Here is an 11351-nt window from a genome sequence, read left to right as displayed (position 1 = left end):
TCGCAGCGGCCTCCCACGATCGTTTCCCGCCACTGGGGTTCGGACGCGTGCTCTCCCGATCCGGCGCCGCACCGGCCCCGCAGCCGGTCGCGGCGTAACGCACAACCAGCCCCTCCCCTTCAGGGGAGGGGATCAAGGGGTGGGGCGAGCGCCCAGCGCTCGCAGGCAGCGCAGCTGCCTTCCCCGCACTCCCCACCCCAACCCCTCCCCTGAAGGGGAGGGGCTAGAGCAAGGCGGTGACACCCTTAACTGAAGGCGCGCACCGCCGCGGCGACGCGCTCGATCTCCGCCTCGCCGAGCTCCGGATAGAGCGGAAGCGACAGTTGCTCCTTGCCGACCCGCTCGCTCGCGGGAAACTCGCCCTCCCGATAGCCGAGATGGGCGTAGGGCTTCTGCAGGTGGAGCGGCACCGGATAATGGAGGCTGGTCTCGATCCCTTGGTCGGCGAGATGCTGGCGCAGCCGGTCGCGCTCGGGGTAGAAGATGCTGAAGATGTGATAGACGTGGCGCCGCCCCGGCATTTCCTGCGCGACCTCGGCGCCTTCCGCCTGGAGCAGTGACTGGTAGAGCGAAGCCCGCTGCCGCCGCGCCTCGGTCCACCCCTCAAGATGGCGAAGCTTTACCCGCAGGATCGCCCCCTGGATGGAGTCCATCCGGTAATTGTAGGCGAGCATCTCATGGTCATATTTGCGCGCCTGGCCCCAGTCGCGGAGCAGCCGCATCTTGTGGGCGAGCTCGGCATCGTCGGTCGCGGCCAGGCCGCCCTCGCCATAGGCGCCGAGATTCTTGCCGGGATAGAAGCTGAAGCAGCTGATCCGGCCGATTCCGCCGACCGGGCGGCCGTTATAGCGCGCGAGGTGGGCCTGCGCCGCGTCCTCGATGACCGCGATGCCATGCCTGTCGGCGATCGCCACGATCGGGTCGAGATCGGCCGGCTGGCCGTAGAGGTGGACCGGGATGACCGCCTTGGTCTTCGGCGTGATCCGCGCCTCGAACGAGGCGGGATCGAGCGTGTGCGACTTGGGATCGACGTCGGCAAAGACCGGCGTCGCGCCGCAATAGCAGACCGCCGCCGCGGTCGCGGTGAAGGTCATCGCCGGCACGATCACCTCGTCGCCGGGCCCGACGCCGAGCGCGAGCATGGCGAGGTGGAGCGCCGCGGTGCCGCTGTGCATCGCGATCCCGTGCGCGACGTCGTGCTTGGCGACGAACTCGCGTTCGAACGCGTCAACCTCCGGGCCGAGCACGAAGATGCTGCTCTCCAGCGTCGCGATCACCGCCGCGTCGACCTCTTCTTTGATCGCGCGATATTGCTGGCCGAGGTCGAGGAATTTGACGGTCATGGAGGATCCGTAAGGGTTCAGGCGCGAATGCCGCAGGCGACCCAGAAGGGCTCAGCCTCGCGGAAGCGGATGTCGGTGAGGCCGGCGTCGAGCATCATCCGCTCGATCTCGGCGCGGGTATAGCGATGCTCCAGCCGCGTCCCGAAGCGGTCGAGCGCGTCGGTCCGCATCGTGTAGAAGCTCTTGTCGCGATAATGGCTGAGCGGGATCACCGACACCCGCGCGCCCATCTTCTCGCCGAGCGCCGCGGTTCGCGCCAGCGGCCAGTAGACCGCCCCCGCCAGCACGTTGGTGACGCCCTTGCGCACCGGGAAGGGCAGCCGGCAGATGCCGCGACGAAGCAGGTCGGACGCGCGCCACACCCCGCGGAACCAGGCCGGCCGGTTGTCGAAGCGATAATAGAGATAGACCAGGAACGGAGCGCCGGGCTTCAGCCGCTTCACGCATTGCTTCAGCCCCGCCACCGTGTCCGGAATATGGTGGAGCACGCCCAGCGAATAGCCGAAATCCTGGCTCTCCTCGGCGAGCGGGATCGTGTCCACGCCCTCGTTGTGGAAGCGCGCGCGGGGATCGTCGCCCATGCGCCGCCGAGCGACGTCAAGCGCCGCCTTGGCCGGGTCGATGCAGTGGAGCAGGCCCACCTTCGGAAGCACCCAGGCCGCCCAGCGGCCCGAACCGCAGCCGAGGTCGAACCCCTCCGCATTGGCCGGCAGCTTGTCGAACGGGAACACCGAGAAATAGTCGGAGGCCATCCGCTCATGCTCGTCGGCCGTCATCGCCATCTGGTCGAAGGCGTTCCACTCCTCGCCGAACCCTTCGACGGTGGCCTTGTCGATATTCCCTTCAGCGGCGGCGGTCATCGCGCTGCCTCTTTCCCTAAGCGCATGATCTAGCTTGTTCCGTCCCTCGCCGGCCGCGCAGGCCCGTTCGCGCGATCAGTGACAGCGCCGACCGTGCGGCGCAAGCGATACGAGAATCGTCATCCGCTTCCCTCAAGTCCGCGTCCACGCAGGCGAGTGAGCTCAGTCGAGGCGAGACGCACCAGCATGCGCGGTCCCGGCAAAAGCCCGGCCGCCACTGCGATCACACCCACGGCCCCGATCAGCGCCAGCTTGTAGAGGCTCTCCGCGACAAGGCCGGATACCGGCGCGCCGCCCAGTCCGGCGAAGGCGAGGACGACTCCGACCGCTGCCACGAGCGAAACCCGGCCCCATCGGATCGGCACCCGGTAAAGGCGCTGGGTAAGCGCGATCCACAGGGCCAGGAAGACGCCCGCCCCGATCAGGCTCCCGATCGCGGCGCCGAAGATTCCGAAGCGGATCACCAGCAGATAATTGGCGGCGATGCCGATCACGGCGCTGATGATCGACACGGCCATCTGGTGGCTCGTCTTCTTCGCCAGGAAGAAGCCCGGCGAGAAGATGTACATCTGGCTGAGCATCGCGGCGGGCGCGAGGATCATCACCAGCGACCCGGCGCCGAAATAGTCCGGATTGCCGATCAGGACGATGAGTTGGGGCGCGAACAGGCCGAGCAGCAGGCACAGCATGATTGCGACGGCAGTGAAACCCTCGAACAGCCGAGCCAGCATCGGCGGCGTCGACGGCTCCTCGTGATGCGCCATGATCAGAGGCGCCAGCGCCGCATTGATTCCGAGCGTCGCCAGCGAGGTGATCGCGGCGATCTGGCTGGCGAAGGTGAACAAGCCGACTTCATGCAGGGTCGCGACGTCGTTGACGATCAGCCGGCTCGCATAGAGCGTCGCGAACAGTGCCAACTGCGCCGGCACCAGCGGCAGCGAGAAGGCCGCCATCTCCCGGAACTTGGCGGTGTCGAAGGTGAATCGAAACAGGCCGCGGCGGCGAAGGACTGCGACGAGAACGGCACAGGCGGCGCCGATCACCTGACCCAGCATCACCCCGTTGACGGCCGGCTCGACCACCGTCGCGAGGCCGAGCGAAACGGCCATCGTCACCGCCGCGAAGACGATGCTGACCAGCGCATAGCCCTTGGGATCGAAGTCGAAGCGCAGCTGATGCTGGAGAAAGTAGAACAGCGGCAAGGTCACCATCAGGATCACGCCGAGGCGGTAGACGTCCGGATAGGAGGCGGCGCCGAAGATGAGCCGGGCGAGCGGATACTGGCCCGCGAAGCCGATCACCAGCAGCAGCAGGGCCATGATCACGGAGAACCACCAGGCCGTGTTGCTGTAGGTCCGATGCGCCTCGGAGGGCGCGCCGCCGCCGCTATATCGGGCCATCGCCTGGGAGATTTCCAGGAATCCGACCCAGTTCACGAGGATCGCCACGGTCGCGATCATCTGGACCGCGCCGTAATCGGTCGGCGTCAGGAACAGCGGCAAGACCAGCAGGGTGACCATCTGCGCGCCGCGTTGCACGATGGTCGTGCCGGCATAGATGACGGATTGGGCGGCGAGCGCTCGGATCATCGCGGCCACCTGGACCGATCGCCGCCCATCCCTGCTCTCATCGCCCCTAAATGCTTCCTCATGCTGGCCACAGGCCGCCGAAGCGGTCGTAACGGCATTTCCGGGCCGGCGCCACGGCCTCGGATTGGCCCTTCGTTATGACGCTTGCAAAGCTCCACTGAGCCGCTTTCCAAGCCTAATCGACATGAGTAATGGAGCGCCTCAAGTCCTTGACAGAAAGCGAGCAATGACCGCGTTTATCGACCTTAAAACGCAATTTGCCCGAATCCAGGACGACGTCGAGCAGGCCGTCTGCTCGGTGATGCGGAGCGGGCAGTTCATCCTGGGGCCGGTGGTCGCCGAGCTCGAGGAGCGGCTGGCCCAATATGCCGGGACCCGGCATTGCGTGTCGTGCGCATCGGGCACCGACGCGCTCGTCATGGCGCTGATGGCCAAAGGCGTCGGCCCGGGCGACGCGGTGTTCACCGTCCCCTTCACCTTCATGGCGACCGCCGAGGCCATCGCGACGGTCGGAGCGACGCCGGTCTTCGTCGACATCGAACCCGACAGCTTCAACATGGACCCGCGGGCGCTGGACCGAGCGATCAAGGCGCTGAACGCCGCCGACCGGTCGATCCATCCCCTACCGGGCCTCGATCACGAGGCGCTTGAAGCGCTTCGGCCAAAGGCGGTCATCGCGGTCGACCTGTTCGGGCTGACCGCCGATTATCCGGCGATCAACGGCATCGCGGCGAAGCACGGCCTGTTCGTGATCCAGGACGCCGCGCAGAGCTTCGGAGCGTCGGCCGACAATCGCCGCGCCGGATCGATGGCCGACATCGGTTGCACCTCCTTCTTCCCGGCCAAGCCGCTCGGCTGCTACGGCGACGGCGGCGCCGTCTTCGTCGACGATGCGGATCTCGACGCCGTCCTTCGCTCGATCCGGGTGCACGGCCAGGGCAGCGACAAGTACGAGAATATCCGGCTCGGCATCACCGGCCGGCTCGACGCGATGCAGGCCGCGGTCCTGCTCACCAAGCTGGCGATCTTCGACGACGAGATGGGTGAGCGGCAGAGGGTCGCGCGCAGCTATTCGACGACGATCGCCGACAGCGGTCTGCCCCTCGTCGTTCCGACGGTGCCGGAAACGCACCGAAGCGCATGGGCGCAATATACGCTCATCGCCGCCGACAGCGCATCGCGTGAGCTGTTCATGAGCCGGCTCGCCGAGCGGTCGGTGCCAACCGCAATCTATTATGCCAAATCGCTGCACGAGCAGGAGGCCTTCGCCTATCTCGGCTATGCCCGCGGCGACTTCCCGGTGTCCGAGGACATGTCGGAGCGCGTGTTCAGCGTGCCGATGCATCCCTATCTGGAGGATTCGCAAATCCGATCGATCGTCGATGCGATGAAGGGCGGGGAGCTCTGATGGCGCCGTTCATCCATTCCACGGCCGCGGTCGATCCCGCCGCCTCCATCGGCGAGGATTCGAAAATCTGGATCAACGTCCAGGTTCGCGAGAATGCCGTCATCGGGCCGGGCTGCGTCATCTCCAAGGACGTCTATATCGATCATGGCGTGAGCGTCGGCGCGCGCTGCAAGATCCAGAATTCCGTGTCGATCTACCATGGCGTCACGATCGAGGATGACGTCTTCGTCGGCCCCAATGCCTGCTTCACCAACGACAAGGTACCGCGCGCGCACAATCCGGACTGGCGGGTGACCCCGACCCGGGTGTGCGCCGGCGCGAGCATCGGCGCCAACGCGACCATCGTCTGCGGGGTGACGATCGGCGAATATGCGATGGTCGCCGCAGGCGCCGTGGTGACCCGCGATGTCGCGCCTTATGCTCTCGTCATGGGCAATCCCGCCCGCCGTGTCGGCACGGTGAACGAGACGGGCGAACGCGTGGGCGACCCGTCATGAGCTGGAAAGCGCGGGATCCGGTGAGGATCGGGGTGATCGGCCTCGGGCGGATGGGGCAGAATCATGTGCGGGTCCTCTCGCTGCTGGCCGCGGCGGACCTTCGCTTCGCATTCGATGTCGATCAGGATGTGGCGCGCGGGCTGAGCGAAGCCGCAGGCATCGCGCCGGTTGCCGACCTCGACGCCGCCCTGGCTGGCGTGGACGCGGTCGTGATCGCCACTCCGACAACCACTCACGAGGCCTACATCCGCGAGGCCGCGGACAAGGTGCGGCACATCTTCGTCGAGAAGCCGGTCACCGACCGGTTGTCGACATCGATCGCGGTGGCGGAGTTCGCGGCCCAGGCGGGCCTCCACGTCCAGGTCGGCTTCATCGAGCGGTTCAATCCGGCCGTTCGCCAGATGAAGAACATGCTCGATGCTTCCGAGCAGGTGGTGAGCGTCGACTTCACGCGGACGAACAAGATTTCCGCGCGCATCACCGACGTGGACGTAGTGACCGACCTCATGATTCACGACATCGATCTCGCCCTTCACCTCAACGGCCCCGCCGTCGACGTGTCCGCCCATGGCGTGGCGGAAGGGCCGATGATCGATTATGCCGCGGCGCTGCTGACCCACCGCAACGGCCGCTTCTCACGCATCCAAGCGAGCCGGATCACCGACAAGAGGATGCGGAGCATCCAGGCGACTTGCAAGGACATGTTCGTCGACTGCGACCTGCTCGCCAAGGAGATCATGGTCAGCCGCCATTCCGGGCTCGATCAGCGGCCCGGCGAATCCTACCGGATCGCTGCCGTCCAGGAACGCGTCGAGGTGCAGCCGCGCGAGGCCCTTCAGCTCGAATTGATGGCTTTCCTCGATGCCTGCCATGACGGGCCCGAAGAGGGGGTCCCCGGTTTGGTCGAGGGCGTCGCCGCTATGGAGGTTTGCGACCGGGTTCTCCAGGATATCCTGCAAGGCTCGTCCTGACGCGGCCGATCCGGCCTAATTGGCCATCAGCCTGGTATAGGCGTCCCGCTCGCGCTGGATGATCTGCTCCAGGTCGAACATTGAAAGCGCCCGCTCGCGCAGCTTTTGGCCCATCCGTGCCGCCTCGCCCGGATTTTCCAGCAGGCGAATGGTCGCGGCGGCAAGCGCCTCGTCATCCTGGAACGGCACCAGTTCCCCGGTCTCGCCGGTCCTGATGATGTCGCCCTGCCAGTCGATGTCGTAGGCCGCGACCGGGGCGGCGGCGAGCGCGGATTCCGCCAGCGCCCGGCCGGTGATCGGCGAGACGACGCACGCGGCGTGGGCATTGAGCTGCGCCAGGCTCGCCTGGTCCTGATTGCCGCCGATGGTCAGGCGATCGCCGACCCCCATTTCACGCGCAAGGGCCTGCAGCTCCTCGCGCATCCGCCCGTCCCCGGCCAGGAACAGCTTGAGATCGTGGCCGGCGCCCACCGCGCGGGCGAGGACCGCAATCACGTCCTGCGGCCGCTTCACCGGCTCGAGACGCCCAACGCAGAGCAGATAGCGCCCGGGTTCGAGACCGAGACGGTCGAACAGCGCATCGTCGCGGCCGCGTTGCGCCGGATCGGCGAAATGCTCTCGCGCCAGCAGATTGCCGAGCGGGAACAGGACGGTGCGGTCGGGGTCGGCGCCGGACTTGATCGCGAAGTCGGCATTGTCCTGGTTGAGCGCGGCGACAAGGTCGGCGCGGCGCAGCACGAAGCGCTCGACGGCGCGCTCGACCTTCGCGCGGCGGAGCAGCCGCGGATAGATCGGCTGTCCCGTGCTCTGCCGGACCTTCTCGTTGTTGCCGTTGATGAAGACCAGCAGCGGCAGGCGTGAGAGCCGCGCCAGCGCCCAGGCGAACAGGCCGAGATAGAGAGGATCGACGGCGCGGATGACTCGGATGTCGCTCCGGCGGATAAGGCGCCTCAGGGACAGGAACAGCCCGATCTGGGACAGGGCGAAGTTGAGCGGGAAAAAATAGCGGAGACCTGTGAAGCGCCCCGCCTTCCCCTCGATGACCGTGTGGCGGTCGGAGACCTCGTAGATCTCCGGCTTGCCAAAGGCTGCCACCGACCGCTCCGAAGGGAGCAGGGTCGCGAACGGATGGACGCTCCACACATGGCCGAAAAAGCCGTCGAGATCGCGGCAGGTAACATATTCGTCCAGCCCGCGGTCGCGGATCATCTCGAACGTGTAGGCCGCGTCGAGGACCAGCAGGTTCGGCTTGTTCGGCGTTTCAGGCATTGCCGACAGCGACCTGCGCGGATGCGATCGCCTGTTCGATCTGCGCGCGCGACCACAAGCCGACCATCTGGGGAAGGTCCCCGAAGCGATAGTCCGAGAGACGCTCGAGCGGCGGCGGCAGGTTGAACGGCGCCCGCATCAGGTCGAGATAGCGCCAGCCGCCCGTCTCGATGTCCACGTTGCGGATCATCCCGCAATGATTGGTGATGAGCGCGAACGGGATGCCGGACGACGCGAAATTCCGAAGCGCCAGCAGAATATCGTCATTCGACAGGTGAAACAGGCAGTCGCGGCAGTGCCAGACGTCGACGGCGGGAAATGTGTCGCGAGTGATGTCGAACTGGGTGAATTCGAGGTGCGGGTAGCGCTGCCGGTTGAGCTCCACCACGGTCGTCGAGATGTCCCCGCCGACATATTTGATCGGGCATTGCTCGAGCACCAGGCGCATCCAGTTGAGGTCACCGCATGGCGCGTCGAACATCGATTCGAATTTGCGTTTCTCGATCAGCCGGATCAGGCGCTCGCGATACGGGGCGGACTGGCGGATCTCCGAGCCCCTGCCGCTGAGGCTTTCGGCCGAGCCCCAGAGATTGTCGTCCGCGATCTTGTCGAACCGGCTCGCCGAAGCGCCCTCCTTCTCCGGCGCGGGCACGACCGCATAGCGGGTGAAGCTGATCAGGCCGAATCCGAACGGCCTCACCACCCGGTCCAACGCCATCACGGCGAGCTCTCCGATCCGACGCCGCCTGAGGATCGAACGTACGCGCGACAACATGGACAACCGCCTCTGCTCGAGCGGCCGGAACCTCAAAGGCCGCCGCGCACTTCAATGTCCGTTAGCCGCGTCTCCTCGACCGGTCCATAGTGCTTGTCGGCCCCGGCTAAGTCTAGACGCGGACAGGCATTTCTCGGAAGGATGGCGGTCATGGACAGAAGGACCTTCGTGACCGGGGCCGCCGCGATTCCGGCTCTCGCCGCGCTCTCCCGATCGGCCGCCCTCGCCCAACCGAGCCAGCCGGCGATCGACGTCGTCGAGCGGTTCGGCTTCGTGCCCGACGGGCGCACCGACAATTACGAGGCCTTCCACCGCCTCGCCGCCTACGCGACCCAGGCGGGCGGCGGCCATTTCGTGTTTCCGCGCGGCATCTATCATGTCGCCCAGCGCCGCCGCGTACCGCAGGCGAACCGCGATCCGCGCGAGGTCCAGAATGCCGAATATGTCGGCGTCGATGGCCTGCGCATCTCCGGCTACGGCGCCGTGATCCGCCTCAACGGACGGACCCACCGGACCCACGTCCACGATTCCACCTTCATGCCCTTCGAGATCCGGCTCGGCCGCAACATCGTCATCGAAGGTCTGGAGATAGACGGCGGCATCCGCGACATGACCCGCGAGCTCAGCGTCCCCGAAGGCTATGCCCATCTCGTCTCGCTGAACGGCTGCAGCGACGTTCTCCTCAAGGACCTCGACCTCCACCACAGCCAGGTCGACGCGATCCTGCTCAGCGACGACTATATCACCTCGGGCCGCCTGCCCGGCCGCGCCTGCCGCAACGTTCGCCTGGAAAACGTTAAGTGCCGCAACAACGGCCGCGGCGGCCTCGCCGCGCTCCAGGTGCTCGGCCTCTCGGCGGTCGATTGCGAGTTCAGCGGCAACGGCTTTCCCGCTCCCAATTATCGCGGCCACCCGCCCGGCTTCGGGGTCGATGTCGAGCCGGACCGCTCGCGGCCGGGCCAGAATATCGACGTGAAGACGGGCAATCTCGAATTCCTGCGCTGCACGTTCAACGACAACAGGAGCGCGATCCTCGCCGCCTATCCCGGTAACTATCAGGGCTATTGCCGCTTCATCGACTGCAACAGCCGCAACGCCAACAACGATCCCAACCACATGATCCTGTCTTGGCCGGGCGAGGGCATGCTGGTCCGCGGCGGCGTTCACGATGCCGGCCGCGGCTGCATCTGGCTGACCTGGCAATCGCCGGGAAGCCGGGTCCGCCTCGAGGGCATGACCATTCGCACCAGCCACATCCACGGCATGCTCCTCGCCCACCCGGGCGGCGTCGGCGAGGTCGAGGATTGCGAGATCATCGGCACCCACACGACCGCCGAGAGCGGCCATTTCGTCTTCTTCGCCGGCAATCCCGGGGAAGGGCGGCGCCATGTCTTCCGCAACAACCGCATGTTCATCCCGGCGGCGCGCAAGGACCACAGCCGCGCCTTCGACTTCGAGCCGAACTTCCACCACACCGACCTGGAGGGGAACGAGTACCGCACCGATCTCGCCGTTCCGGGCGAATATTTCGTGCGCCTGTTCAATCGGGAGAATTGCACCGTCCGCAACGAGCGGTTCCGGGGCGCATTCCCGGGCCGCCAGGATACGATCCGGCCGCTTCCCAACGATGCCCACGACACGCGGCTGCCTTTCTCCTCCGGCTAGGCCGCAGCCGCCCGCCAAGCGAGGCTAATTGTTGCGCCTTGTCAGCGATCTGGCACGCAAGTAACCGGGCCGGGACAAGCAAAGCGGGGCAATCGTGAGTTCAGTCTGGAATATGGCAAGGCGGGTGACCCTGCTTCTCGACCGCCGCGGCACCCGCTGGCTGGTTTCGGGCTTGCTGCCGCTCGCGGCGCGCCCCCTGCCCGACGGGGTCCGGAGCATCCGCTACGATAATGGCTGGATCCACCGCTTCGACGAAGGGCTGGTCGTCGAGCCGCAGCCGCGCATGCGCTCATACGACATCGGCGAGGCGCGAAACCGCTTCCTCTGGGGCTTCCTCTACGAGCCCAAGCCGGGCCATACCATCGTCGATGTGGGCGCCGGCCTCGGCGCCGAAAGCCTCTATTATTCCAAGCGGGTCGAGCCCAACGGGCGGGTCATCGCGATCGAGGCCCACCCGGGCATCTGCCGCTACCTTGAGAGGTCCGTGGCCCTGGGCGGCCGCAGGTCGACGAAGGTCCTCAACCTCGCCCTCTCGGACAAGAAGGAGACGGTCTACATCGAGGACAATATGGACGAGCTGCTCGGCAACGCGCTCGTCGAGCAGGGCAAGGGCGTGTCGGTCGAGGCCACCACGCTCGAGGCGCTGTGCGAGTCCGAAGGGATCGAGCGGATCGACTTCCTGAAGATGAACATCGAGGGCGCTGAGCGCCTGGCGATCCAGGGCTTCGGCAAGGCGCTCGGGAAGATCGCGGTGATGTGCATCAGCTGCCACGACTTCAAGTTCGCGAGGACCGGCAACGACTTCTTCAAGACCAAGGAGATCGTCCGCCAGTTCGTCGAGGAAAACGGTTTCGTGATCGTCCCGCGCGAAAGCCAGCTGGCCGAGGTCACCGACCAGATCAACGCCTACAATCCGGCGCTGATCGACCCAAGCGAGCTGGCGACCGCCAAGACAGCCTGATCGCCGGCGCGCT

General features: G+C 66.3%; 10 protein-coding genes. 5 read left to right on the top strand and 5 right to left on the bottom strand.

The annotated features are described in order from the left end of the window. Positions 1–245 precede the first annotated feature (245 nt). The 3 genes from G7B71_RS02035 to G7B71_RS02025 all read right to left on the bottom strand — a co-directional run bounded on the left by G7B71_RS02035 (position 246) and on the right by G7B71_RS02025 (position 3792). Entirely contained in the window at positions 246–1343 is a 1098-nt protein-coding gene (locus tag G7B71_RS02035; RefSeq protein ID WP_166037335.1) for a DegT/DnrJ/EryC1/StrS family aminotransferase, read from the bottom strand. Positions 1344–1360: 17 nt separating this feature from the next. Beyond that, positions 1361–2203, bottom strand: coding sequence for a class I SAM-dependent methyltransferase (locus tag G7B71_RS02030; protein ID WP_166037333.1), 843 nt, complete (start codon positions 2201–2203; stop codon positions 1361–1363). Between the two features lie 119 nt (positions 2204–2322). Further along, positions 2323–3792, bottom strand: a complete 1470-nt coding sequence (locus tag G7B71_RS02025) for an oligosaccharide flippase family protein (protein WP_166037331.1) — start codon at positions 3790–3792, stop codon at positions 2323–2325. Between the two features lie 226 nt (positions 3793–4018). Here G7B71_RS02025 and G7B71_RS02020 point away from each other — a divergent pair, with 226 nt between their 5' ends. Genes G7B71_RS02020 through G7B71_RS02010 form a run of 3 tightly spaced genes read left to right on the top strand, consistent with a single transcriptional unit; the run spans position 4019 to position 6668 of the window. Next, positions 4019–5200 (top strand): DegT/DnrJ/EryC1/StrS family aminotransferase, encoded by a 1182-nt coding sequence (locus tag G7B71_RS02020; protein ID WP_166037329.1) that lies wholly within the window; start codon positions 4019–4021, stop codon positions 5198–5200. After that, positions 5200–5697: an acyltransferase gene (locus G7B71_RS02015; RefSeq protein ID WP_166037327.1), complete on the top strand. Its 498-nt coding sequence runs from the start codon at positions 5200–5202 to the stop codon at positions 5695–5697. The genes G7B71_RS02020 and G7B71_RS02015 overlap by 1 nt, the downstream gene beginning before the upstream one ends. Beyond that, positions 5694–6668, top strand: coding sequence for a Gfo/Idh/MocA family oxidoreductase (locus tag G7B71_RS02010; RefSeq protein WP_166037325.1), 975 nt, complete (start codon positions 5694–5696; stop codon positions 6666–6668). Before G7B71_RS02015 ends, G7B71_RS02010 begins: the two co-directional genes overlap by 4 nt. 15 nt (positions 6669–6683) lie before the next feature. Here G7B71_RS02010 and G7B71_RS02005 read toward each other — a convergent pair whose 3' ends face one another. Both G7B71_RS02005 and G7B71_RS02000 read right to left on the bottom strand, forming a co-directional pair. Beyond that, positions 6684–7937, bottom strand: coding sequence for a glycosyltransferase family 4 protein (locus G7B71_RS02005; protein ID WP_166037323.1), 1254 nt, complete (start codon positions 7935–7937; stop codon positions 6684–6686). Next, positions 7930–8712 (bottom strand): class I SAM-dependent methyltransferase, encoded by a 783-nt coding sequence (locus tag G7B71_RS02000; protein ID WP_166037321.1) that lies wholly within the window; start codon positions 8710–8712, stop codon positions 7930–7932. The genes G7B71_RS02005 and G7B71_RS02000 overlap by 8 nt, the downstream gene beginning before the upstream one ends. 150 nt (positions 8713–8862) lie before the next feature. On the opposite strand from G7B71_RS02000, the gene G7B71_RS01995 reads away from it, so the two are divergent. Both G7B71_RS01995 and G7B71_RS01990 read left to right on the top strand, forming a co-directional pair. Further along, a complete protein-coding gene (locus tag G7B71_RS01995) occupies positions 8863–10377 on the top strand; it encodes a right-handed parallel beta-helix repeat-containing protein (protein ID WP_166037319.1) in 1515 nt (504 codons plus the stop codon). A gap of 94 nt (positions 10378–10471) precedes the next feature. Further along, positions 10472–11338 (top strand): FkbM family methyltransferase, encoded by an 867-nt coding sequence (locus G7B71_RS01990; RefSeq protein ID WP_166037317.1) that lies wholly within the window; start codon positions 10472–10474, stop codon positions 11336–11338. The last annotated feature ends 13 nt before the right edge of the window (positions 11339–11351 follow it).

It is taken from the genome of Sphingosinicella sp. YJ22 (assembly GCF_011320075.1).
GTDB lineage: Bacteria > Pseudomonadota > Alphaproteobacteria > Sphingomonadales > Sphingomonadaceae > Allosphingosinicella.
Note: the sequence above shows the minus strand (reverse complement) of the source record. Positions and strands in the feature narration are given on the sequence as shown.

Coding starts and splice junctions, on each gene's coding strand:
- G7B71_RS02005 (WP_166037323.1), bottom strand. CDS start 7,937: ATGCCTGAAACGCCGAACAAGCCGAACCTGCTGGTCCTCGACGCGGCC.
- G7B71_RS02020 (WP_166037329.1), top strand. CDS start 4,019: ATGACCGCGTTTATCGACCTTAAAACGCAATTTGCCCGAATCCAGGAC.
- G7B71_RS01995 (WP_166037319.1), top strand. CDS start 8,863: ATGGACAGAAGGACCTTCGTGACCGGGGCCGCCGCGATTCCGGCTCTC.
- G7B71_RS02030 (WP_166037333.1), bottom strand. CDS start 2,203: ATGACCGCCGCCGCTGAAGGGAATATCGACAAGGCCACCGTCGAAGGG.
- G7B71_RS02010 (WP_166037325.1), top strand. CDS start 5,694: ATGAGCTGGAAAGCGCGGGATCCGGTGAGGATCGGGGTGATCGGCCTC.
- G7B71_RS02035 (WP_166037335.1), bottom strand. CDS start 1,343: ATGACCGTCAAATTCCTCGACCTCGGCCAGCAATATCGCGCGATCAAA.
- G7B71_RS02000 (WP_166037321.1), bottom strand. CDS start 8,712: ATGTTGTCGCGCGTACGTTCGATCCTCAGGCGGCGTCGGATCGGAGAG.
- G7B71_RS02015 (WP_166037327.1), top strand. CDS start 5,200: ATGGCGCCGTTCATCCATTCCACGGCCGCGGTCGATCCCGCCGCCTCC.
- G7B71_RS02025 (WP_166037331.1), bottom strand. CDS start 3,792: ATGATCCGAGCGCTCGCCGCCCAATCCGTCATCTATGCCGGCACGACC.